Annotated in this window: 21 protein-coding genes and 2 pseudogenes; 11 read left to right on the forward strand and 12 right to left on the reverse strand. The window is 59.2% G+C overall.

The genetic code is table 11. From position 1 onward, the window contains the following. Window positions 1-86 precede the first annotated feature (86 nt). The gene (gene murB, locus FH08_RS0127185) at window positions 87-1106 is read left to right on the forward strand and encodes a UDP-N-acetylmuramate dehydrogenase (protein WP_031361382.1); all 1020 of its coding nucleotides are present in this window, start codon (window positions 87-89) and stop codon (window positions 1104-1106) included. Between the two features lie 163 nt (window positions 1107-1269). On the opposite strand, the gene FH08_RS0127190 is transcribed toward murB, so the two are convergent. Continuing rightward, entirely contained in the window at window positions 1270-2499 is a 1230-nt protein-coding gene (locus FH08_RS0127190; RefSeq protein ID WP_031361383.1) for an argininosuccinate synthase, read from the reverse strand. On the opposite strand from FH08_RS0127190, the gene FH08_RS0127195 reads away from it, so the two are divergent. Next, on the forward strand, window positions 2498-2677 hold the full coding sequence (locus tag FH08_RS0127195; protein ID WP_031361384.1) for a hypothetical protein: 180 nt from the start codon (window positions 2498-2500) through the stop codon (window positions 2675-2677). The genes FH08_RS0127190 and FH08_RS0127195 overlap by 2 nt on opposite strands. On the opposite strand, the gene argF is transcribed toward FH08_RS0127195, so the two are convergent. Then, window positions 2667-3596 carry an ornithine carbamoyltransferase gene (gene argF, locus FH08_RS0127200; protein ID WP_031361385.1) on the reverse strand — a complete coding sequence of 310 codons (930 nt, stop codon included), beginning with the start codon at window positions 3594-3596 and terminating at the stop codon, window positions 2667-2669. The genes FH08_RS0127195 and argF overlap by 11 nt on opposite strands. 672 nt (window positions 3597-4268) lie before the next feature. Here argF and FH08_RS0127210 point away from each other — a divergent pair. Next, on the forward strand, window positions 4269-4601 hold the full coding sequence (locus FH08_RS0127210) for a DUF3579 domain-containing protein (RefSeq protein ID WP_031361386.1): 333 nt from the start codon (window positions 4269-4271) through the stop codon (window positions 4599-4601). Window positions 4602-4830: 229 nt separating this feature from the next. Here the strand turns inward: FH08_RS0127210 and rpsT are convergent, their stop codons facing one another. Continuing rightward, window positions 4831-5106, reverse strand: a complete 276-nt coding sequence (rpsT, locus tag FH08_RS0127215) for a 30S ribosomal protein S20 (RefSeq protein WP_031361387.1) — start codon at window positions 5104-5106, stop codon at window positions 4831-4833. Window positions 5107-5590: 484 nt separating this feature from the next. Here rpsT and murJ point away from each other — a divergent pair, with 484 nt between their 5' ends. Then, the gene (gene murJ, locus FH08_RS0127220; RefSeq protein ID WP_031361388.1) at window positions 5591-7144 is read left to right on the forward strand and encodes a murein biosynthesis integral membrane protein MurJ; all 1554 of its coding nucleotides are present in this window, start codon (window positions 5591-5593) and stop codon (window positions 7142-7144) included. Further along, window positions 7141-7986, forward strand: coding sequence for a SirB1 family protein (locus FH08_RS0127225; protein ID WP_031361389.1), 846 nt, complete (start codon window positions 7141-7143; stop codon window positions 7984-7986). Before murJ ends, FH08_RS0127225 begins: the two co-directional genes overlap by 4 nt. Window positions 7987-8130: 144 nt before the next feature. On the opposite strand, the gene FH08_RS0127230 is transcribed toward FH08_RS0127225, so the two are convergent. From FH08_RS0127230 to lpxK, 5 genes are all read right to left on the reverse strand, one after another. Next, the gene (locus FH08_RS0127230) at window positions 8131-8889 is read right to left on the reverse strand and encodes a 3-hydroxyacyl-CoA dehydrogenase (RefSeq protein ID WP_031361390.1); all 759 of its coding nucleotides are present in this window, start codon (window positions 8887-8889) and stop codon (window positions 8131-8133) included. Window positions 8890-9034: 145 nt separating this feature from the next. After that, window positions 9035-9697, reverse strand: a complete 663-nt coding sequence (gene adk, locus FH08_RS0127235) for an adenylate kinase (protein ID WP_031361391.1) — start codon at window positions 9695-9697, stop codon at window positions 9035-9037. 526 nt (window positions 9698-10223) lie between these two features. Next, complete coding sequence (gene kdsB, locus FH08_RS0127240; RefSeq protein ID WP_031361392.1) at window positions 10224-11027, reverse strand: 3-deoxy-manno-octulosonate cytidylyltransferase; 804 nt, start codon at window positions 11025-11027, stop codon at window positions 10224-10226. A gap of 42 nt (window positions 11028-11069) precedes the next feature. Next, window positions 11070-11276, reverse strand: coding sequence for a Trm112 family protein (locus FH08_RS0127245; protein ID WP_031361393.1), 207 nt, complete (start codon window positions 11274-11276; stop codon window positions 11070-11072). Then, window positions 11257-12273 carry a tetraacyldisaccharide 4'-kinase gene (gene lpxK / locus FH08_RS0127250; protein WP_031361394.1) on the reverse strand — a complete coding sequence of 339 codons (1017 nt, stop codon included), beginning with the start codon at window positions 12271-12273 and terminating at the stop codon, window positions 11257-11259. Before lpxK ends, FH08_RS0127245 begins: the two co-directional genes overlap by 20 nt. 692 nt (window positions 12274-12965) lie before the next feature. Here lpxK and xseA point away from each other — a divergent pair. The 3 genes and pseudogenes from xseA (at window position 12966) to FH08_RS48620 (ending at window position 16738) form a co-directional block, all read left to right on the forward strand. Beyond that, complete coding sequence (gene xseA, locus FH08_RS0127255) at window positions 12966-14354, forward strand: exodeoxyribonuclease VII large subunit (protein ID WP_031361395.1); 1389 nt, start codon at window positions 12966-12968, stop codon at window positions 14352-14354. A gap of 262 nt (window positions 14355-14616) precedes the next feature. Beyond that, window positions 14617-15198, forward strand: coding sequence for a superoxide dismutase (locus FH08_RS0127260; protein WP_031361396.1), 582 nt, complete (start codon window positions 14617-14619; stop codon window positions 15196-15198). A 210-nt stretch (window positions 15199-15408) separates the two neighbouring features. Beyond that, window positions 15409-16738, forward strand: a pseudogene (locus FH08_RS48620) (IS4 family transposase). 174 nt (window positions 16739-16912) lie between these two features. Here FH08_RS48620 and FH08_RS0127270 read toward each other — a convergent pair. Then, window positions 16913-17269, reverse strand: coding sequence for an AAA family ATPase (locus tag FH08_RS0127270; RefSeq protein WP_031361397.1), 357 nt, complete (start codon window positions 17267-17269; stop codon window positions 16913-16915). 178 nt (window positions 17270-17447) lie between these two features. Continuing rightward, window positions 17448-18665: a sensor histidine kinase gene (locus tag FH08_RS0127275; protein ID WP_031361398.1), complete on the reverse strand. Its 1218-nt coding sequence runs from the start codon at window positions 18663-18665 to the stop codon at window positions 17448-17450. Window positions 18666-18901: 236 nt separating this feature from the next. On the opposite strand from FH08_RS0127275, the gene FH08_RS0127280 reads away from it, so the two are divergent. The 3 genes and pseudogenes from FH08_RS0127280 to FH08_RS54435 all read left to right on the forward strand — a co-directional run. Further along, window positions 18902-19282 carry a response regulator gene (locus FH08_RS0127280; protein WP_235210513.1) on the forward strand — a complete coding sequence of 127 codons (381 nt, stop codon included), beginning with the start codon at window positions 18902-18904 and terminating at the stop codon, window positions 19280-19282. A gap of 546 nt (window positions 19283-19828) precedes the next feature. Then, window positions 19829-20263, forward strand: a complete 435-nt coding sequence (locus tag FH08_RS0127285; protein WP_051888579.1) for a response regulator — start codon at window positions 19829-19831, stop codon at window positions 20261-20263. A gap of 162 nt (window positions 20264-20425) precedes the next feature. Next, window positions 20426-20753, forward strand: a pseudogene (locus FH08_RS54435) (sensor histidine kinase); the annotation flags it as partial. 554 nt (window positions 20754-21307) lie between these two features. Here FH08_RS54435 and FH08_RS0127300 read toward each other — a convergent pair. Continuing rightward, window positions 21308-21502 (reverse strand): hypothetical protein, encoded by a 195-nt coding sequence (locus FH08_RS0127300; protein WP_031361403.1) that lies wholly within the window; start codon window positions 21500-21502, stop codon window positions 21308-21310. A gap of 51 nt (window positions 21503-21553) precedes the next feature. Then, window positions 21554-21817, reverse strand: coding sequence for a flagellar transcriptional regulator FlhD (gene flhD, locus FH08_RS0127305; RefSeq protein WP_051888582.1), 264 nt, complete (start codon window positions 21815-21817; stop codon window positions 21554-21556). Window positions 21818-22261 lie beyond the last annotated feature (444 nt).

Consider the following 22261-nt stretch of genomic DNA (forward strand, 5'->3'; position numbering starts at 1 on the left):
CTATAATCACGGACCAACGTCATTCTACCGATGCCGTCCCGGTTTGCCCAAGGCCGCCCCCGATTCCGACCCAAGCGCTTCCCTCAATGTCCGAGTTCCAACTTCTCTCCGATTACCCGCTGCTCGCGCATAACACGTTCGGTTTCGACGTCCGCGCCAAGCATGCCATTCGGCTGACGGAAGAAGCGCAGATCCCGGCGCTGGCTCGCGATGCCCGACTAAACGGCCTGCCGCAACTGGTGCTTGGCGGCGGCAGCAACGTCGTGTTGACCCGCAATTTCGACGGTGTCGCGTTGCTTGTGGAATTGCGCGGCCGTCATGTGATTCGGGAAGACCATGAGGCCGTTTTTGTAGAAGCCGGCGCGGGTGAGAACTGGCACGAGTTCGTTGCGTGGACGTTGTCGCGAGGCTTGCCCGGGCTCGAAAATCTCGCGCTGATCCCGGGCACGGTGGGCGCGGCGCCGATCCAGAACATAGGCGCCTACGGGCTGGAAATGGGCGAGCGCTTCGAGCGTTTGCGGGCGATTGAAATATCGACGGGGGAAACGCGGGAATTTGATCGAGATGCGTGCGCGTTCGGTTACCGCGACAGTTTTTTCAAGCAGGAAGGGCGCGGGCGTTTTGTGATTGTATCGGTGACCTTTCGTCTGCCGAAGGCGTGGACGCCACGTGCGGATTACGCGGATATCGCGCGCGTGCTCGAGACCAGCGGCGGGAACAATCCGCAGGCTATCTTCGATGCGGTCGTTGCCGTACGTCAGGCCAAGTTACCGGACTGGCGGGTGCTCGGGAATGCTGGCAGCTTCTTCAAGAACCCGGTGGTGAGCGCGGCCACCTTCGATGCATTGAAGGCGCTTGAACCTGATCTCGTGTCTTACAAGCAGCACGATGGCCAGTTCAAGCTGGCTGCAGGCTGGCTGATCGACCAATGCGGCTGGAAAGGCCGCGCGATCGGTGCGGCCGCTGTGCACGACCGGCAGGCGCTGGTTCTGGTGAACCGTGGCGGCGCGTCGGGCGCGCAAATCCTGGAACTCGCCGCGGCCATTAAACGAGACGTACACGCGCGTTTCGCGGTCGAGCTTGAAGCGGAGCCGGTGTGTCTTTGATTTAAAGCTGCTGCGAAAGAACGAGCAATTGCGTTCGTCGAACACCAACGCAACCAGCCGAAGCACGCGGCGACAAATTAGCCCGAAGCCCCGCAAGCCATCCATAAAAAAACCCGCCACGCAGGCGGGTTTTCATTCCAACATCAACAAAGCCAGGCTTACCTCAACCACCACGCTTGCGACGTGCATTCTCGGCAATCCGCATCCGCAGCGCGTTCAATTTTATGAACCCGCCGGCATCGGCTTGATCGTACGCGCCGCCGTCGTCATCGAACGTTGCGATGTTCTTGTCGAACAGCGTTTCCTTCGAATCGCGCGCAACCACCGTCACGCTGCCCTTGTAGAGCTTCACGCGCGTCCAGCCGTTGACCTTGTCTTGCGTGTGGTCGATCAGCACTTGCAGCGCGCGCCGCTCCGGACTCCACCAGTAGCCGTTGTAAATCAGCGCGGCGTAACGCGGCATCAGATCGTCCTTCAAGTGCGCCACTTCGCGATCCAGTGTGATCGACTCAATTCCGCGATGCGCCTTGAGCATGATCGTGCCGCCCGGCGTTTCATAACAGCCGCGCGACTTCATGCCGACATAGCGGTTCTCGACCAGATCCAGCCGGCCAATGCCATGCTTGCCGCCGATCGCATTCAATTCCGTCAGCATGTCCGCCGGCGACAAACGCTTGCCGTTCAGCGCAACCGGATCACCCTTCTCGTATTCGATATCCAGATATTCCGGCTGATCCGGCGCGTCTTCGGGCGCGACCGTCCAGCGCCACATATCTGGTTCAGCCTCGGCCTTCGGATCTTCCAGGTGACGGCCTTCGAACGAAATATGCAGCAGGTTCGCGTCCATGGAGTAGGGCGCGCCGCCTTGCTTGTGCTTCATTTCGATCGGAATGCCCGCCTTTTCCGCGTAAGCCAGCAGCTTTTCACGCGACAGCAGATCCCATTCACGCCATGGTGCGATCACCTTGATACCCGGCTCGAGCGCGTAATAACCCAGCTCGAAACGCACCTGGTCGTTGCCCTTGCCGGTCGCGCCGTGCGACACGGACTGCGCACCGACCGCTCGTGCGATCTCGATCTGGCGTTTCGCGATCAGCGGACGCGCGATCGACGTGCCGAGCAAGTACTCGCCTTCGTAAATGGTGTTGGCGCGGAACATCGGGAACACGTAGTCGCGGACAAACTCCTCACGCAGATCTTCGATAAAGATGTTGTCCTGCTTGATGCCGAGCTGCAGTGCTTTCTTGCGCGCCGGTTCGAGTTCTTCGCCCTGACCGATGTCAGCGGTGAACGTCACAACTTCGGCGTCGTAGTTGTCTTGCAACCACTTCAGGATGACTGAGGTATCGAGACCGCCTGAGTAGGCGAGCACGACTTTTTTAATATCGCTCATGGTGAACTCGTATGGCTGGAAAACGGTGCGCGCACCGGGCTTTCAGCGCGCGAAAAACCGCTATTTTGACATCAAATGGCGGCTGTTCCGTATTTTCGGGACGACACGGCGTCTCGACAAGAACGCCGAACGCTTGCCGCTTCGTGCTCGTCTAGAGCGCAACCGACTCAATGATTGAGTTTGCCGAGCAGCAGATATTCCATCAGCGCCTTCTGGACGTGCAGCCTGTTTTCGGCTTCGTCCCACACTACGCTCTGCGGGCCGTCGATCACCTCGGCGCTCACTTCTTCGCCCCGATGCGCCGGCAGGCAGTGCATGAAGAGGGCGTCCGGATGAGCGCGCGCCATCATGTCCGAGTCGACGCACCAGTCGGCGAAGGCTTTCTTGCGCACTTCGTTCTCGGCTTCGAAACCCATGCTGGTCCAGACGTCGGTGGTGACGAGGTCGGCACCGGTGCAGGCGTCGTTAGGATCGGCGAATTCTTCATAGAACGGCGCGCTGTCGGGCGACACCAGCGAATGGTCGAGCGTATAGCCGGGCGGCGTGGACAGGCGCAATTTGAAGCCGAGAATTTGCGCGGCTTCGATCCACGTGTACAGCATGTTGTTTGCGTCGCCGACCCAGGCCACGGTTTTCCCCGCGATCGGTCCACGCAGTTCGTAGTACGTGAAGACGTCGGCCAGGACCTGACACGGGTGATATTCGTTCGTCAGACCGTTGATCACCGGCACGCGTGAATTGTCGGCGAAGCGCTGGAGGATGTGCTGACCGAACGTGCGGATCATGATGATGTCGACCATGCGCGACACCACTTGCGCCGCGTCCTCGATCGGTTCGCCGCGGCCGAGCTGCGTGTCGCGCGTGCTGAGGAACACGGCATGCCCGCCGAGCTGGAAGATACCCGCTTCGAACGAGAGCCGTGTACGCGTTGAATTCTTCTCGAAGATCATCGCCAGCGTGCGGTCGTGCAGCGGATGGTAGGTCTCGTAGCTCTTGAACTTGCGCTTGAGAATACGCGCGCGCTCGAGCACGTAGTCATAGTCGTCGAGAGAGAAATCCTTGAACTGCAGATAATGGCGAATTTTTTTTTCGGTCATGAAAAATGCGTACGGCGGCTTCAGCCGGCAATTACGCCGGACGGCGCCGCCGTCGTAGTGGTATCGAATTTCAGCATAAAGGAATTTCCGGCGTTTGACGAGGTCGCCAATTAGCCGATGCGCGCCGCCATACGCCGTCTGGCGTCGTTTAGAGGCTTTGTGTGCAGTGCGGAAAAAGGGGCTCTGCTGTATAATCCGCCAGGTTTCTGTTGCAGTCGTGACACCTTTCGACTGCTTACGAAGCAGATCTATTCGCGGCATAAGCCGAGTCAATCTGCGGACTAAACACGCAGATTTAACGTGGCTTTTCAACGCTAAACCTGCGGAAGCCAGAGCAGTTCGCGGTCATGCGAGTTCGTCTCGCCAGCACCTGCTTGCCTGCCGGTCAGTCCGTGTGGCGGTCAGCCGTCAACGGCGTCATCATGCGTTGATTGCGTGCTCAAGGCGGCTCGGGCGAAGTCTCAGTCTGGTCACGCAGTTAAGTCGACGAGTGATCGATGAGCGGGTAGATGCGGGTCGAAGAAAGAGGCTGGGTCTTACCGGCCGCTACGCTGCCGGACGAGGCGGAGTTCAGCGCCGGAGGTTGCAGCCGATGACTTTCCGGTTCACCTTGCCAACCATGCATGCGCGTTCGCCGGCGTTCTCCGCCGGTCGTAAAACAGGTATTCCTACATGGCCGAAACAATTCCAACCGAATACTTCATCCAGGGCGTTACGTCGAACGGCAAGACGTTTCGGCCGAGTGACTGGTGTGAACGGCTTTGCGGCGTGATGTCGGGGTTCGGCCCGGGCAAGCGCGGTCCCAATGCCCGGTTGCAGTATTCCGTCTATGTGCGCCCGACCTTGCTCGGTAACGTGAAGACGGTGATTCTCGATTCCCGCTTGCGTGACATCGAGCCTATGGCTTTCGATTTCGTGATGAACTTCGCCAAAGACAATGATCTGCTTGTGACGGAGGCGTGCGAGTTGCCGCCACACCATGCCACGCAGCAGCAACATGGTTGATAGCGCGGCTAACTGAACGGCCAACTGAGCAGCAGCGGCCTTTGAGAAGGCCTCTTTTCGATGCACACGACAAAAAACCCGCTATTAGCGGGTTTTTTTGTTGCTGCCGTTTGTTGCCGTTTGCTGTTTTAAGCGTCAGAACAAATCGGAACAAAACCAAAGCAGCGGCCTGTCACGCGCCCATCAAACGATCAAACCAAAGGCGCGCAATAAGCGACTACCAGAATCCTTAAGCAGCAGGTGCTTGCAGACCCTTGATAGCTGCCGACAGACGGCTCTTATGGCGAGCAGCCTTGTTCTTGTGGACGATGCGCTTGTCCGCAATTATGTCGATGGTCTTGACCGACGTCTTGTAGATTTCTGCAGCCTTGGCTTGGTCGCCGGCGTCAATCGCCTTGCGAACTGCCTTGATGGCGGTGCGGAATTTCGAGCGCAGCGCCGAGTTGTGCGAGTTTGCCTTGGCGCCTTGACGGGCGCGCTTGCGGGCTTGTGCTGTATTTGCCATGACGGTTCCTTATCCTGTTCCAGCTATGTGTTTCAGCGCTTCCCGTTTTGCTTCTGGATCGGATCCAACTCAATGCTGGCCCGACTCCACACAAGATAAAACGAGGTTAATCCGATGCGCTGTTTATGATCAAACCCTCGGGATCGATTGCCCGAAAGCGCAAAAAACGTCGAAAGAAGACGCGAAGCCGCCGTGCTCGTTGGTAATCTTACAACCCACGTAAAAGTGCCGAAAGCGGATTCAGGAGCTTCGAAACCGGCGATTATAGCAACGAAATCATGGGACTGGCAAGCGCGGCTGGTTTTTGCCCGGTTGTCGCAGGGAAGCGGGCCGCTACGAACCGGACGCAGCGTAACAGGTGCATGCGAGGTGCCTGCGAGCTACATGCGAACTTCCGGCATGCAGCTTGAGTTGCAAATTCTAACGATTCCCCGAATGTTGCAACGCGTCGCATTCATAATGCGGCCCGTATAATCAACGCCCCATGAATCTATTCCGAGCCCTACTGACGGTCAGCGGCTTCACGCTGCTCTCCCGCGTGACCGGCCTGATCCGCGAAACGCTGATCGCGCGAGCCTTCGGCGCCAGTCAATTCACCGACGCATTCTACGTCGCCTTCCGCATACCGAACCTGTTGCGGCGCCTGTCCGCTGAAGGAGCGTTCTCGCAGGCGTTCGTGCCTATCCTTGCCGAGTTCAAGAACACCGAAGGTCACGACGCCACCAAGGCGCTCGTCGACGCCATGTCGACCGTGCTTGCCTGGGCGCTGGCAGTTGTCTCGCTGGCAGGGGTGGCGGGTGCATCCTGGGTCGTGTTCGCCGTGGCGTCGGGGCTCGAGCACGACGGCCGCGCGTTCGGCCTCGCGGTGACCATGACCCAGATCATGTTCCCGTACATCATCTTCATCTCGCTGACATCGCTGGCGTCGGGGGTACTCAACACGTACCGGCAGTTTTCCCTGCCCGCGTTCGCGCCCGTGCTGCTCAATGTGTCGTTCATCGCGGCGGCCATCTTCCTCGCGCCGCATCTGAAAGTGCCGGTCTACGCGCTCGCCTATGCAGTGATCGTGGGTGGGGTGCTGCAGTTTCTTGTGCAACTGCCCGGCCTCAAGAAGATCGACATGATCCCTCGCATCGGCCTGAATTTCTTTCGGGCGTTGCGGCATCCGGGCGTCAAGCGCGTGCTGATCAAGATGGTCCCCATGACGTTCGGCGTGTCCGTCGCCCAACTGAGCCTGATCATCAATACAAACATTGCGTCGCGGCTCGGGGCGGGCGCTGTGTCGTGGATCAATTACTCTGATCGCCTGATGGAATTTCCCACCGCGCTGCTCGGCGCGGCGTTGGGCACGATCCTGCTGCCGAGTCTCTCGAAGGCGCACGTGGACGCCGATCCGGTCGAATATTCGGCGCTGCTGGACTGGGGTCTGCGTATCACCTTCCTGATGGCGGCGCCCAGCGGCGTCGCGCTGTTTTTCTTTGCCGTTCCGCTGACCGCCACGCTATTCCACTACGGTAAATTCGATGCGCATTCCGTCGTCATGGTCGGCCGGGCGTTGTCGGCGTATGGCGTCGGGTTGGTCGGACTGATCCTGATCAAGATCCTCACGCCTGGTTTTTACGCGAAGCAGGACATCAAGACGCCGGTGATTATCGGCATTATCGTGTTGATCGCGATTCAGCTCAGCAACCTGATTTTCGTGCCGATCTTCGCGCACGCCGGATTGACGCTGTCGATAGGCTTGGGCGCATGCGTGAACGCAACGTTGCTGTTCATCGGCTTGAGGAAACGAGGAATATATCAACCCTCGCCGGGATGGACACGCTTCTTCGTGCAACTGCTCGGTGCGTGCCTTGTGCTCGCCGGCGTGATGCATTGGGTGGCCGGCAATTTCGACTGGATCGGCTTGCGCGCCGCGCCTCTGGAGCGAATTGTGCTTCTCGGTGCAAGCCTGGTTGTATTCGGTGCGCTATATTTCGGTATGCTGTCTGCGATGGGTTTTAAGTACGCGTATTTCAGAAGGCGAACGCTGCAATGACGACGACGCGCATCCTCGACTATTTCACCTCGCTAGTGGCGGAGGACGAGAGTCTGCCGCTCACCGAGGCGGCGTTGTCGCTCGCCCAGGACGCGTATCCGGACCTCGACCTGCAGGGCGTACTGGCCGAGATCGACGAGCTGGTCTTGCGTGTGCGCCGCCGTATGCCCGACGACGCCGACATCAAGCAAAAAGTCGGCGTACTGAATCGGTTCTTCTTCCGCGAGCTGGGTTTCACCAGCAATCACAACGACTACTACGACCCCGATAACAGCCACCTGAACATGGTGCTGAAGCGGCGTCGCGGGATTCCGATCTCGCTGGCCGTCGTGTATCTGGAGATGAGCGAACAGCTCGGTATTCCGGTGCGTGGCGTATCGTTTCCAGCGCATTTCCTGTTGCGCGTGACTACGCCCGACGGCGACGTGATGCTCGATCCGACTACCGGCCATTCACTGTCCGAATCGGCAATGGTCGAGATGCTCGAGCCGTACGTGCAGCGGGTGGGTGAATCTATTGGCAGCGCGCTGCGGGTCTTGTTGCAACCGGCCACGCGGCGGGAAATCATCGGACGAATGCTGCGTAACCTGAAGAGCATTTATCTTCAGACCGAGCGATGGCAACGGCTGCTTGCCGTGCAGCAACGGCTGGTGATCCTGATGCCGGGGAGTATTGAAGAAGTGCGCGATCGGGGCTTCGCTTACGCGCGCCTGGATTACTTGCGGCCGGCGATTGACGACCTGCGTCGGTACCTCGACGACCGGCCCGACGCCGAAGACGCAACCGTCGTGGAGACGGAATTGCATGAGCTGCGACAGCGCACGCAGCACAACGGCGAGTAGTTTTTCCAGCTTGCCAAGGTAAGACCGATTAAAAAACGGCGGCTCATCATTTCGATGGCCGCCGTTTTGCTTAGGCGCTTAATTTGACTTAAGCCAGCGAGCTAGCCAGCTAGCCGCTGCCTGCCTGCCCGCCGAGCCGCAAACTCACTTCGGCTGCATCCGGATCGCGCCGTCCAGACGAATCACTTCGCCATTGAGCATGGGGTTGTCGAAGATCTGCTTGACCAGCATGGCGTATTCATTCGGTTTGCCGAGACGCGAAGGGAACGGCACCATGGCGCCGAGCGCGTCCTGCACTTCCTTCGGCATGCCGAGCAGCATCGGCGTTTCGAAGATGCCCGGCGCGATCGTCATCACGCGAATGCCGTTGCGTGACAAATCACGGGCGATCGGCAGCGTCATGCCCACTACGCCGCCTTTCGATGCCGCATACGCCGCCTGGCCGATCTGGCCATCGTAAGCCGCCACCGATGCCGTGCTCACGATCACGCCCCGTTCGCCCACTGCATTCGGTTCGTTCTTCGACATGGCAGCAGCCGCCAGCCGGATCATATTGAACGTGCCGATCAAGTTCACGCTGATCGTCTTGGCGAACACGTCGAGCGCATGCGGGCCATCCTTGCCCACGGTCTTCATGGCCGGCGCGATGCCCGCGCAGTTGACCAACCCGCGCAAACTGCCGAGCTGCGTCGCGGCTTCCACGGCGCGCTGGCCGTCTTCCTCGCGGCTCACGTCGCATTTCACGAACACGCCGCCGAGTTCCTTCGCCAGCTTCTCGCCGTCGGCTTCGTTCATGTCGGCGAGCACGACCTTGCCGCCGTGGTCTCGGATAAGCTGCGCCGTGGCCGCGCCGAGGCCCGATGCGCCGCCGGTGACGAGAAAAACGTTGTCCTGGATGTCCATGCTGTGTGCTCCTTAATGAGGGTTATACGTAGAACGTGTTCCGTCCCGGGGATCGCCCGGAACGAAAAACCCGCTCGGCCGATGGAGCGCGAGCGGGTTTCAGAAGGCGTGCCCCGAGCGCCCGGGTGTGAGCGCTCGGTGACAGTCAGGTCAATGCATCGAATACGCGCGTGCGGATTTCATCGACGGCGCCAAGACCCGAGATCCGCCGATACTCCGGCGCCTTGAGGCCGTTGTTGTCGCCATGTTGAGCCCACGTGTTGTAGTACTCGATCAACGGCTTGGTCTGCGCGACATACACGTCGAGCCGTTTCTTCACGGTCTCTTCCTTGTCGTCTTCGCGCTGGATCAGCGGCTCGCCGGTGATGTCGTCAAGGCCTTCCTGCTTCGGCGGATTGAACTTGATGTGATACGTACGACCGGAGGCCGCGTGCGAGCGCCGTCCGCTCATGCGCTCGATGATGTCCGCGAACGGCACGTCGATCTCAAGCACATAGTCGATAGCAACACCGGCTTGCTTCATGGCGTCGGCTTGCGGAAGCGTGCGCGGGAAACCGTCGAAGAGATAGCCGTTCGCGCAGTCCGGCTCCTGCAGCCGTTCTTTCACGAGGTTGATGATGAGCTCGTCCGACACGAGTTCGCCGGCGTCCATGAAGCGCTTGGCTTCCACGCCGAGCGGCGAACCCGCTTTCACGGCGGCGCGCAGCATGTCGCCCGTCGAGATCTGCGGAATGCCGAACTTTTCCTTGATGAAGGTGGCCTGGGTGCCCTTGCCGGCGCCGGGGGCGCCCAACAGGATCAAACGCATGGTGATATCTCCGAATCGAATAGAAACCGCTGCGCTGCGAGGCTTATTCTTGCGTCCGGTCGCTGTGGCACATCGCTCGGTTGCAGCCGCAAACGAGGCGCGACGAGCCGAATTCGGGAGACGGCGCGGCACCAGTCGACACGGCGCTCAGGAGCGTTGGCGCTGACCGGAAGGCTCGCGCTACCGAATGATTATGCCATGCATCGTCACAATCGCGGCCCGAATCCGCGGCTGAAAAGCCCGGAAAGTCGCGCGCAGCGGGGGTTAACGCGAGTTGATCGAGAAGGGCATGCCGCGCTAGGCGGGGGTGAAAACCAGTCGATTCCGAGCGGCGCTATCGCTTCGGAACGCGATGGAAATGCGGGTGATCGGTGAGTGCCCGGCGCGATGACAACGGAACTGCCGGAAGCGCTGCTGCAGCATAAACGCGCCCTATGTGTAATTGATGCGCGGTGATCGAGCGCAGCCCTGGACCACGGCCGGAGCGCATTCGCCGGCCGGTCCGCGCCCCCGCACCGCGTTACGCCTACGCGCCAAACAGCGCGCGGACGCGGGCCAGATCAGTGGGGGTATCGACACCCGGCGGCGGCGCGTCGTTCGTCGTCAGCACTGCGATGCGCTCGCCGTGCCAGATCGCGCGCAGTTGTTCGAGCGCTTCGGCTTCTTCGATTGGCGCAACAGACAGCGTGGGATAAACCCGCAGGAACTTCGCGCGATACGCATACAAGCCGATGTGCCGCAACACGTTGGCGGGAACGGACGGACGTGCGCGGAGCGCGGCAACATTCGGCCAGTCCTTCTGCCACGCGTCACGCGACCACGGAATCGGCGCGCGCGAAAAATACAGCGCGACGCTCTTCGAATCCAGCACGACTTTCACCACGTTCGGGTTGAAGACATCGGCGGGGTCGTGGATCGGATGCGCAGCGGTTGCGATCGCGCACGACGGATTCGCCGCCAGATGCGTCGCCACGTTTCGCACGAGCGCCGGGTCGATCAAGGGCTCGTCGCCTTGCACATTGACCACGATGGTGTCGTCGCTCCAGCCGAAATGCGTCGCGACTTCGGCGAGCCGGTCCGTACCGTTCGGATGATCGGCGCGGGTGAGCAGCGCCTCGAAACCATATTCCTTCGCGACTTCGACCACACGCTGCGAATCGGTGGCGATCAGTACTTGCAGCGCGCCCGCCAAACGCGCGCGCTCGGCGACGCGCACGACCATCGGCTTGCCGCCGATATCCGCCAGCGGCTTGTCCGGCAGCCGCGTGGACGCGAGCCGCGCGGGTACGACGGCAATGAAGGGCGGCGCGACCGGAACGTGTGCGTTCATAAAGCCTCAGTGGTAAATCTCAATTCCTCAGTCCCTCACTCCTCAGTTCCCGCCCGCGGGTTTCAACGGCTCCACAGGCGTGCCTTCCACGGTCTGGCGGGCTTCGTCGGGCAGCATGATGGGAATGCCGTCGCGGATGGGGTAAGCGAGTTTATCGACGTTGCAGATGAGTTCCTGCGCCGCGCGGTCATGCGTGAGCTGGGTCTTGCAAATAGGGCAGACAAGGATTTCAAGCAGGCGTGCGTCCACGAAGTTTCTCCACAACTAATGCGATGAGGCGGGGGCTGAGCACGGCTTCCACTGGAACCACCCAGATGCGCGCGTCACGCCAGGCCCCGAATTTTACTGCATCCTTCTCGGTGATCAGGATCGAATCGGCGTCGATGCCGGAGAACGGATTGTCGCGATATTCATAGTGATCCGGGAACGCGCGCGTGGCCGGCACGAGTCCGGCCGCGCGCAGCGACGCGAAGAACCGTTCCGGCGAGCCGATGCCCGCTGCCGCCGCGATCCGTTCGCCCTTGAACGCGCTGAGCGGACGGCGCACGGCGGGGTCATCGAGGCGCCAGGCGTCGCCGGTGGCCAGGTCCAGCGAGAAGGTATTCGGCCACGGCGGCAACGTGCGGTCGTAGGGGCTGTTGATGAGCGTGGCGTCGCGGTGCCGCGACATCGATTCACGCAGCGGTCCCGCCGGCAGCAGGAAACCGTTGCCGCCCAGACGGTCGTCGAAGACCACGAGTTCGAACGCGCGCGCCATGCGGTAATGCTGCAGGCCGTCGTCGCTGACGATCACGTCCACCGATGGATTCTCCTTCAGCAACGCTTTCGCCGCTGCGACGCGATCCGGCGACACCATCACCGGCGCGTGCGTGCGGCGGGCGATCAGCAAGGGTTCATCGCCTACTTCGGAGGGTTGGCTGTCGGGCGTTACGCGCGTGGCTTCGTGGATCTTCGCGCCGTAACCGCGCGAGACGACGCCCGGCTGAAAGCCGGCGGCGCGCAATGCTTCGACGAGCGCGATGACCGTCGGCGTCTTGCCGGTGCCGCCTACGGTCACGTTGCCGACCACCACAACCGGCACGCCCACGTTCACCTGCTTGATCCAGCCGAGCGCGAAGAACCCGCGGCGAAGGGCTGCGATCAGGCCGAACACGCACGCGAACGGCGTCAGCGACCACGCGACCCAGCCGCGCTTGCGCCACTCGCGGGCGAGGAAGTTTTCGATCGGCGGCTTGAAGTCAGACATGGCGCGCCTTGGGAACAGGATAAGGATCGCGATCAGGAGCGAACGATGCACGCGCTTGGGACGACAGCAACGCAGGACGGTGTAGCGGCGAGGGGGAGGGCAATGTTCGTGATAACGGCCGGCACCTATGCATCGGGGCGGATCTCCTGAAATGAGCGAATTGAGCGAATGGTAAGCAGATGGTAAGCGGTTGCTGGACGACGCAGGGCAATTGTCGCGCTGGCCCTTGAACCCGGCACTCTAGCGCGGCGTTGCCGGGGGCGCCAGTCGAAGCCTCGCGCACGGGGTGGAAACATCCTCAGGCGTCGCTTGAAAACGGGTAGATTCCATGCTCCATTTTGCTCACCAAACTTCTCACAATTCGCCTGTGGATAACTCTGTGAACAACTCGGGCTCCGGTGGCCTGAAATCGGCACCAGGAAAGACCAGCATCGGCTTTGTCATGATTTGGAGATAGAAAACATTGTTAAAACAATGACTTAAAGTGCATTCATCATTGTTTCACAAGCTTTCCTGTCAGGTTTCGGTAACTTGTGCATTGTGGACACTTGCTACACTTCGGACGCTGATTGGGCTATCGTCCGTGCCTTGTTCCTCGGCCGTTCAGCATTGCCGGAATGGCCCTTTGTTTGCCTTCGGGTGAGCGTATTTTCAGCCTTGTTTTCAACCTCAACCGACCACCCTTTTCTTCGATGAGCTCCGATCCATTCGCTTCATCCGGTTCAGCCGGCTTATCCGGCAGCGCTGATGCTGTTATCCCCGTTTCGGCGCTCAACCGGGCGATCGGGTCGATGCTCGAACGCTCGTTTCCGCTCGTCTGGGTATCGGGTGAAGTATCGAATTTTACGAAAGCGGCCAGCGGTCATTGGTATTTCTCCATTAAGGACGCGCAGGCGCAGATGCGCTGCGTGATGTTCCGCGGCCGTGCGCAATACGCCGAGTTCACGCCGCGCGAAGGTGACCGGATCGAGGTTCGCGGGCTCGTCACGATGTACGAACCGCGCGGCGAGTTGCAACTCGGCGTGGAAGCGGTCCGCCGCGTGGGCCAGGGGCGGTTGTACGAAGCCTTTTTGAAGCTGAAGGCGAAACTCGAGGCCGAGGGGCTGTTCGCGGCTGAGCGCAAGCGGGCGCTGCCGCAGCATCCGCGCGCGATCGGCATTGTGACGTCGCTGCAGGCGGCGGCGCTGCGCGACGTGCTCACCACGCTCTCGCGGCGTGCGCCGCACGTGCCGGTGATCGTGTATCCGGCGCCGGTGCAGGGCGCGGGCGTAGCGGCGAAGCTTGCTGCAATGGTCGATCAGGCCAGTGCGCGTCGCGAAGTCGATGTGTTGATCGTGTGTCGCGGGGGCGGTTCGATTGAAGATCTGTGGGCGTTCAATGAGGAAGTGCTTGCTCGCGCGATAGCCGAAAGCGCGATGCCGGTTGTGAGCGGCGTAGGCCACGAGACGGATTTCACCATCGCCGATTTCGCCGCCGATGTCCGCGCGCCCACGCCCACTGCTGCCGCCGAACTGGTCAGTCCGCAGCGCGTGTTGTTGCTTCGCGATCTCGATCACCGGCATGCGGCGCTGGCGCGTGGTTTCGGCCGCATGATGGAACGGCGCGCGCAGCAACTCGACTGGCTGGCGCGCCGGCTGGTCAGCCCGGCCGAGCGGCTGGAACGTCAGCGTACGCATTTGGGGCAACTGGCGGTGCGGCTGGCGTCGGCCGGTGCGCGTCCGGTGCGCGATGCCCGCGCGCGTTTTGCGCTCGTGCAGATGCGCTGGCAGCGCTGGCGTCCCGATCTCGCCGCGGAGCGGGAACATCTGATGCGTCTTGCACAACGCCTGAGCGATTCGCAAGGGCGCCGGCATGAACGGGCAGAGGCCCGGGTGTCGGAGTTATCGGCGAGGTTGCAGGTGTTGAGCCCGCAACGCACGCTCGAGCGCGGCTACGCAGCTTTGATCGATACGCAATCCGGACGCGCCGTGCGCGCGCCGAACGCGCTGAAGCCAAAACGGCCGTTGACCGTCCATCTGGCGGAAGGATCGGCGGATATTGTGCTGGCCGATATCCAGCCCCGCCTCTCCGATGAATTCTGACGCTGGGGCCGTGTGCATCGAATGCTTTTACACGATGCACACAAGGAATTTCACAAGACCTGCACGGGTGCTTGAAAGCCCGTATTTTTGACGGCTTAGAAGGAACGTTCGAGCATTTTTTACGCAGCTGTTAAAGCTTCGGAATCGATACTGCTCATAAAAACCCGCAATTTGCGGGGTTATCCCAACTCGCCTACAATCGAGTGCTCCATTGCTTCACTCCTCACGTCCCCCATAATCATCATAGAAGGAAGCTCGCATCATGGAACATACCCTCCCGCCTTTGCCGTTCGACAAGAACGCGCTTGTTCCGAACATGTCGGAAGAAACGCTTGAGTATCACTATGGCAAGCATCACCAAACCTATGTGACGAACCTGAACAAGCTGATTCCGGGTACCGAATTCGAAAACCTGCCGCTTGAAGAAATCGTCAAGAAGGCATCGGGCGGCGTGTTCAACAACGCAGCCCAGATCTGGAACCACACGTTCTTCTGGAACAGCCTGTCGCCCAAGGGTGGCGGCGCTCCGGCCGGCGCACTCGGCGACGCAATCAACGCCAAGTACGGCTCGTTCGACAAGTTCAAGGAAGAGTTCGCTAAGGTCGCAACCGGCACGTTCGGTTCGGGCTGGACGTGGCTCGTGAAGAAGACGGACGGTTCGCTCGACATTGTGTCGACGAGCAATGCCGCTACGCCGCTGACCACCGACGCGAAGGCGCTGCTGACCATCGACGTATGGGAACACGCGTATTACATCGACTATCGCAATGCGCGTCCGAAGTTTATTGAAGCGTTCTGGAACATTGCGAACTGGGACTTCGCGTCGAAGAATTTCGGCGCTTGAGGTTTGTTGTTCCTTGACGATGAAGTCTGGAAACGGCAATAAAGTTTGGAAAGCGGGCGGCACCGCCCGCGCTAGACTTCAGAAGCTGTAGCCAAAACGAAAGCCCTCCGCGTGAGGTAATGCCGTTCAGTTAAGAGCTGAGCGGCATTTTTGTTTTTGACGCGGGAAGTGGTTGTAAACGATGCGCCGAGCTGTTAACTTTTCGGCACGATGCTCTCCAGCCACCTCACTTACCTGATCGAAGCACAAGAGCCTGCCGATCTGCGCCGGTTAGCCGAGCATCTGCCCTACGAGTGGATCGAACGTGCGGTGCAGGCAAACGGGCACAGCGAGCATCCGGCGGCGGCGCCTGCCGGCTGAACAGGTGGTGTGGCTGGTAATTGCACTGGCGATCTACCGGCACTGGTCAATCAGCGAGGTGCTCGACAGTCTTGATCTGGCGTTGCCCAACGAGGCCGTGCCGTTTGTCAGCAAGAGCGCGGCGGCGCAGGCGCGTCAGCGCGTTGGCGAGGCGCCGATGGCTTGGCTGTTTGAGCAGACAGCACGTGCCTGGACGACGCAGGACGCGGCTCACCATGCGTTCAAGGGATTGAGCCTGTGGGCGATGGACGGCACCACGTTGCGCACGGCCGACAGCCCGGCCAACCGCGAGCACTTCGGCGCACAAGGTTACGCCAGCGGCAAGGTGGCCAGTTATCCGCAGGTGCGCGCAGTGACGCTCACCTCGATTCCGACACATCTGGTCGCCGATATTAATTTCGGTCGCTACGACACCAACGAAATGGTGTACGCCAAAAGCCTGCTGCCGCAGATACCGGAAGACTCGCTGACTGTGTTCGACAAGGGCTTTCTGGCCGCTGAGATTCTGTGTGGCCTGACGATGGGAGCACGCAATCGCCACTTCCTGATTCCAGCCAAATCCAATACCTGCTGGGACGTGATCTCAGGTACCGCGGACGATGCGACGGTGCGCATGCGCGTCTCGCCGCAGGCGCGCAAGAAGTGCGCGGCTTTGCCCGAATTCTGGGATGCGCGGGCGATCCGCACCATCGACACGCGCGGGCGCGAACGTGTGTTGCTGACTTCGCTAGGGGACCGCCGGCGCTTCAAACCCGCAGATATCGTTGCCTGCTACGAGCGCCGCTGGCAGATCGAAACCAGTTTCCGGGAGATCAAGCAATCGATGCTGGGTTCGGAGTTGACCTTGCGCAGTCGCACCGTCCAAGGGGTGTATCAGGAAATATGGGGCGCGTTGATCGCCTACAACCTGATTCGTCGCGAGATCGCCAGCGCCGCATGGGAAGCCAGACTCGAGCCCACCGATATCAGCTTCGTGCGGGCCTTTCATACGATCCAGCACGAAATGATGTGGGCCGCCGTTACTCCGGCCTATGCAAAATTGCCTGCGTGCCTTCAGCGGCTGCGTGAACGGCTCAAGGCTTTACCCAACGAAAAACGACCCGGTCGCGCATGCGAGCGGATCGTCAAATCACGACCTAAACGTTACACCGTTCGATATCTTAAGAAGGACCTTAACTGAACGGCATTACTCCGCGTGAGGGCTTTTTTTCGATAATAAGCAAACTCTTTCGAGCAGTCCGAACCCTGGCATATTCCGGCCAATCTCGCGCTTCGACGCTCGTGCCGATCATGCACTGAAACCAAAGGTATTCTTGTCGCCGACCATCGACGATTCACCGAGGCATCGCGCTCGTCATCCCTGAGCGGAAACAGGAAGCGGTCGCCGGGACACTGGCGGTTCGGCATCGACGTTGATGTCGAACCAGTGCGTTGCGTAGAGCGCCTTGTGAATCGTCGACACGCTGCGATCACCTTCACCGGTAATCTGCCTGATTGTGTTACGGAGGATGCAGGTCGCACGGCCAGTTGGCGCGAGCAATGCAGAAGAGAGGTTCATACCCTCTAGTTGGTCAACGAGACCGACGATGAGGGTCGTCTTGTCGGTACCCGCGCTGCCGGGCGGGATGAAGGCATCGAGCGTCTCATCGAGCAAGAACGATTTGATTGCGGCGAGGGCGCCCACTTGTTCCGGGGTGGCGCTGATGCCCACGCGTCACCTGCTGAACGAATTTCAAAACGGTTCGTTGATAAAGCGAAGAAGCTTACCGGTACTGATCTATAGGCGACCGTCCCTCATCGACCCGTTGGCGACATTTGGCCCAGAACCTTGAACGTCCGCTGCCGGCCCGATTGCCGTCAGTCATCGTGATATATAGTCGGCAGCGCTCTCATTGAGGTTTTGCCGGAATCAAAGGAAAGCGAATTTCGAATGTGGTCCCCACGCTTTCGCGGGAGACAAAATCGATCTGCCCGCTCAACACCCTGCATAGCTCCTTGACGATTGCGAGACCTAGACCGGTGCCGGGGACATCCTCCCCAGCGGCCCGTTCGAATTCGTCGAACACTCGGGCCGAATCCTCAGGCGCGATTCCCACCCCCGTATCCGACACGCGGATCAACCAAAGCTCCGAACCCGCCATGGCGAAGTTAAGGCTGATTTCACCGGACGTCGTGTATTTCGTCGCGTTCGATAACAGGTTGACCGCAATCTGCTTCAGCTTGAGGCGATTGGAGGTGACCGCGGAAAGCGCCGGGTCGAAACTCGCGCGCCACGTCAGCCCTTTCGCCTCGATGGCCGGCCGCGAGGAGGTGACGAGTTCATCATAAAGCTCTCGCAATTCAACTGGCTCAAGCGTGAGGGGAGCGGCGTCGCCGAGCACAACGGAATACTCGACCATCTGATCAACGAGCGCTTTCATGTCGATGGCCTGCCGGTTCGCCATCGTCAGCGCCATATCGGCTTTTGAGGGCGCGCGACCGATCAGCTGCAGCGCAATCGAAAACGCGTTCAGAAAATTGCGTAGATCGTGGACAACGCTGCGAGTGATCTGCATGCGCGATTCGTAGAGATCGTTGACCAGTCGTTGCTTGAGAGTCAGTTCGTGATTGGCACGTTCGAGCCTACCCGTGTACTCGTCGATCTTGCGGTCGCGTTCACTGACCACTTCCTTGATCGACGTGAGCGTTACCATGCTCAGTGTTTCGGCAACGAGGCGCCTCGCCCGGCTTTCGTGGCGGCGAGTGAACGTGCTGTCCCGGTTGGCAAATTCTTCCAGCGCATCCGCAAGCACTTGATGAAACAAATCGAGCTCGCGCACGAGCTCCTCGATCCGATAGCCCTGGCGCCAGCGGACCAACCCGTGTTTTCTCGCGTCGCGCTCGATTGCCGGCTCGACACGTTCGAGATCTTCGACGTCGAGCGCTGCACACAATCCGTCGAGAATTTCGGGCAAGTGGTCGGCGAGTTGCTGATAGGTAAGCTTGTCAGCTTCGACGAGATCCACATCGCCGAAAACGGCTTTCATCCATTGCTCGGTCAGTCGGGTCCGCTCCTGGCGAACGAAGTCAGAAAATCTGCGCAGCGGGCTAACGGGTATATCGGTCATTGCGGGCGCATGGAAACGTTGTCTTCATAAAAACAGATGTCTGAGCTCAAGGGCGCGTCGAAGGGACGGCAATAATTACCTTGTTGGTGAACCGCCCTTCGCACTCGTATGGATCAGACCGGCGCTACTAGCAGGCTTGACTTCGGAACGGGAGACACCGCAGCTATAAAAATTTGGCATTATCGCCGCAAACGCGGATTGTGGAACATCTCTTGCACGCCTCAGTTGGAAAGAAGATGACCAAGAACTCGGCGGCCATTATGCTCATCTTACTGGTAGACGACGAACCAGAAATACTCGATGCGTGGTGCCGTATCCTTCAAGACAAAGGTTACGAAGTCAATTGCGCTAGCCATGGCGTCGAAGCGCTTTCCCTACTAGCAACTATTCTCCCCGACCTGATCATCACGGACTGGATGATGCCACTGATGAATGGTGCTGAGCTTTGTCGTCGGCTGAAGATGATTCCGAAGCTAGCAAGCGTGCCGATCCTCGTGCACTCCTCCGGCCTCCCTCCTGAGGACGAGACGAAAAATTGGGAAATCTACTTGAGAAAGCCGGTGAGCGTGCAACTCTTCCTCGCAACGGTTGCAGAGCTGTGCAAGAAAACCCGATAAAAAAGGGCGAATGGGCAGCGGCTTGACTGGTTCCCGCAGTCAAGCGGCCATTCGGGCGCACGCCCCTAAAGGCGCCTAATGGCCGACGGTCCGACGTTGAACTGGCGGAGTGGGCCGTCATTGATCGGTCCGCGTCTCGCAGAACTCGACCCTTGTGAGTCGCTCAGCATGGAATTGTGAGCTGCGCTTCCGCGCTCGCATGAGCCAATCGTTGTCAACTGATAACCCGCACAGGCCTAGGAGGCTGTCGGCACCTGCCATAGAGAATGATTGCGTTTTGCTTCTTTTCCGGCGTATCTCCTTGGCGTCTCATTCCACTTCCCTGCGATATCGCTACTGTGCAAATCGCTTAAAGAAACTTGTGGCCGAATTAAGTCAAACAGCACCATCAAATCAACGTGGCCAGTCGAAAACACCAAGGTTCAGCTGAAATTGCGAGAGCATCGAACTCTTTGATCTGCGGCGGGCTCTTGATCGAGGGAAAATAGTCAGACAAAAATATGACGCGGCACGACTAGTGCGTCCTCCTTAGATAAGGGAGATCCAATGCCAGCGAACATCACGACAACATTATCTCATCCACGGATCAGGCGAAGCTTCGACCTTCACGGAATGCCGCTACGCGTTTTGGTGGTCGACGACAACCGCAATGCCGCAGAAGCGATGGCGACCTATCTCTCATTCGAGAACATGGAGTGTCGGGTCGCTTTTGGTGGACTGGAAGCCATTGCGATCGGAATACATTGGGCTCCTCAGGTCATCCTGATGGATATCTCCATGCCTGAGTGCAACGGCTATGAAGCCACCTTGGCTTTGCGGCAGGATCGACGTACCAGCCGAACAGTAATTCTGGCTTTTACTGCATTGAATGATGACGGCGACGTGCGCAAACACCTCGTTGATCACTCGTTTGACGGCTACAGCCAGAAAGGACAGTCACCGAGCAAGTTGGTGGCCCTAGTCATGAGTTTCGTTCATTGACAAAGCCCCTCACAAAAGGCTTCGAAAAAGTCAGTGGCAACAACGGTAGTTGTTTTTATAGCCATGGCGCAGGGTCAATCAGGAAGGGGTGGGTTTTGCGCTTGCTCGCATCTGGCCTGCTACAGATTTGCTATAGCGGGACGACAAAGGAGGTAGTACTTCATGATGCATCAATTCCTTTCGAACAATCGGGATGATCTTATCGAGCGATGCCGGTTAAAAGTTGCGCACAGACCCGCCAGAGGGGCAACCGCGCAGCAATTGCAGAACGGCGTGCCGCTTTTCCTGGATCATCTGATCCAGACGCTTCACTCGGATTTTCAATCAACCAGGTTGTTCATGATTATGGGGACCTGTGTCACCCATTAGTGATCTTGCATTTGACCGTGACGCGCCCTTTCAAATAGAGGAGTTTCGAACACTCGACCGCTGCCTGGACAATGCAATCGCCGATGCAGTTACGGAGTTTAGCTATCAGAGCGAGTCGGTTTAGGCGGACAAGTATGCCGCGCAGATGAACGAACGAATGGGATTTTTCGACCCAACGCCGCCGCTTGGTGTCGGATTTGCACCGCCGGTAACGCACGCGTGCGCTGGCTGATCTCACTGCTGTATCTGATGGGTCCGCGCATCTCTGAAGTCGTGAGCAATCCGATGGGTGGATTTTTCAGACGACGCGACCGTGATGGCCAGGACCGCTGGTGACTGTCGATCACCGGCAAGGGCGACCAGGAGCGCTTGCTGCCAGCGACGATCGAACTGATGGCGGAGCTGACCCGCTATCGCCGACATTACGGTCTCGCTGCCCGCCACTATGGCGGTGAAACGACGACCCGAACCCGCGCCGCTCAAGCTGCGGGGTGCCAGGGGCCGCAGACGGGTTTAATGCGGACACCAGCGTAAGCAATTTGCGGTTTGGGGTAACGTCACGGATGGATCGCGATACTGGCCTTCGCCGGTGGGGAAAAGTAACTTTGGACGTCCCAGTTCGATTCACGCCGGTTCTTCAACTTCCTCCAAAACGGTCGGGTACGCGTCCATCATCTATCGCACCAACACGCGGTCGATGTCCTGAACAAATTCGAGTGCCGTTGCTTGCCACTCTGGGGAACCGTGAGGAAAATCACTCGGCACGTTCTTGCCTTGCGCCGTGCGAATCGTAACGATGCTCTGGCTTAGCGCCTTTGCTTCTTCGAAAGGAGGGATGCTATCGTCGGAGGAGCAATCATCTTCGTCCATAAAACTCTCTTGAGCTCGCGTTGCACAAACATCTGGACCTTTGTTGCACCCTTATGCAAATTGCACAGCTTGCTGCCTGACCATTGATACTGCGGCGCGTTCCTCAGCGATGTCGGCTCTGTGCGTCGAATCTGTCAACGCCGATAGCATCGCGTGATCGTTGAAGCGAAACGAACAAAGCAGATGATTCGACGCCGCAAATTTCACCACCTGAGCCAAGGTAAGGGCAGCCAAAATATCCGCGACTTCCTTGGAGAGCCCAAGGCGCAGCATCCCGGCGGAGCGATCCTTTTGCAGCAGCCGCTGTACAAGCATGATGTACGAGAGGTTAATTTCCCGAATCGATTCCGACGAGTCATTGAAAGTTATCACAGCGCCCTCTGCAATCAGATCCAGACGCGTCACCCAGGCAAAATGCGAGAGGAAGCGTAACGTTTGGTTACATAATGTAACATTTGAGTGATTCTGCGGTTAGGATCAACGTTCAGCAAGGGTTTTTTTCAGTGATTTCCCCAATGTTGCTAGAGAATCACGGCAAAAATTACGTATTTGTCTAACCGTTAACGGTCATGTCGCTTTACTGGATTGTATTGACGGTGGTGACCGTTGGCATTGAGGACCCTGAGAACAGAACGTCAGCTTCGCCCACGCTGGTCCCGATCTGACACGCATCAGTATGGAGTACGAACCGATCCAAGTAGGGGCGTTTGGGCAATAGGTCGAATCGGATTTGCTACAGAATCCCTATAGCAAGGCGGG

The organism is Caballeronia sordidicola (assembly GCF_000729995.1).
GTDB classification, from domain to species: Bacteria; Pseudomonadota; Gammaproteobacteria; order Burkholderiales; family Burkholderiaceae; genus Caballeronia; species Caballeronia sordidicola_A.

Excerpts from the sequence above, each read along its gene's own strand:
- FH08_RS0127275 (WP_031361398.1), bottom strand. The coding sequence starts at position 18,665 with ATGACCGATATACCCGTTAGCCCGCTGCGCAGATTTTCTGACTTCGTT.
- kdsB (WP_031361392.1), bottom strand. The coding sequence starts at position 11,027 with ATGAACGCACACGTTCCGGTCGCGCCGCCCTTCATTGCCGTCGTACCC.
- FH08_RS0127210 (WP_031361386.1), top strand. The coding sequence starts at position 4,269 with ATGGCCGAAACAATTCCAACCGAATACTTCATCCAGGGCGTTACGTCG.
- FH08_RS0127300 (WP_031361403.1), bottom strand. The coding sequence starts at position 21,502 with ATGGACGAAGATGATTGCTCCTCCGACGATAGCATCCCTCCTTTCGAA.
- FH08_RS0127195 (WP_031361384.1), top strand. The coding sequence starts at position 2,498 with ATGGTGAACTCGTATGGCTGGAAAACGGTGCGCGCACCGGGCTTTCAG.
- FH08_RS0127230 (WP_031361390.1), bottom strand. The coding sequence starts at position 8,889 with ATGGACATCCAGGACAACGTTTTTCTCGTCACCGGCGGCGCATCGGGC.
- xseA (WP_031361395.1), top strand. The coding sequence starts at position 12,966 with ATGAGCTCCGATCCATTCGCTTCATCCGGTTCAGCCGGCTTATCCGGC.
- FH08_RS0127260 (WP_031361396.1), top strand. The coding sequence starts at position 14,617 with ATGGAACATACCCTCCCGCCTTTGCCGTTCGACAAGAACGCGCTTGTT.
- FH08_RS0127280 (WP_235210513.1), top strand. The coding sequence starts at position 18,902 with ATGACCAAGAACTCGGCGGCCATTATGCTCATCTTACTGGTAGACGAC.
- FH08_RS0127190 (WP_031361383.1), bottom strand. The coding sequence starts at position 2,499 with ATGAGCGATATTAAAAAAGTCGTGCTCGCCTACTCAGGCGGTCTCGAT.
- murB (WP_031361382.1), top strand. The coding sequence starts at position 87 with ATGTCCGAGTTCCAACTTCTCTCCGATTACCCGCTGCTCGCGCATAAC.
- FH08_RS0127285 (WP_051888579.1), top strand. The coding sequence starts at position 19,829 with ATGCCAGCGAACATCACGACAACATTATCTCATCCACGGATCAGGCGA.
- murJ (WP_031361388.1), top strand. The coding sequence starts at position 5,591 with ATGAATCTATTCCGAGCCCTACTGACGGTCAGCGGCTTCACGCTGCTC.
- argF (WP_031361385.1), bottom strand. The coding sequence starts at position 3,596 with ATGACCGAAAAAAAAATTCGCCATTATCTGCAGTTCAAGGATTTCTCT.
- lpxK (WP_031361394.1), bottom strand. The coding sequence starts at position 12,273 with ATGTCTGACTTCAAGCCGCCGATCGAAAACTTCCTCGCCCGCGAGTGG.
- flhD (WP_051888582.1), bottom strand. The coding sequence starts at position 21,817 with ATGCTTGTACAGCGGCTGCTGCAAAAGGATCGCTCCGCCGGGATGCTG.
- rpsT (WP_031361387.1), bottom strand. The coding sequence starts at position 5,106 with ATGGCAAATACAGCACAAGCCCGCAAGCGCGCCCGTCAAGGCGCCAAG.
- FH08_RS0127225 (WP_031361389.1), top strand. The coding sequence starts at position 7,141 with ATGACGACGACGCGCATCCTCGACTATTTCACCTCGCTAGTGGCGGAG.
- adk (WP_031361391.1), bottom strand. The coding sequence starts at position 9,697 with ATGCGTTTGATCCTGTTGGGCGCCCCCGGCGCCGGCAAGGGCACCCAG.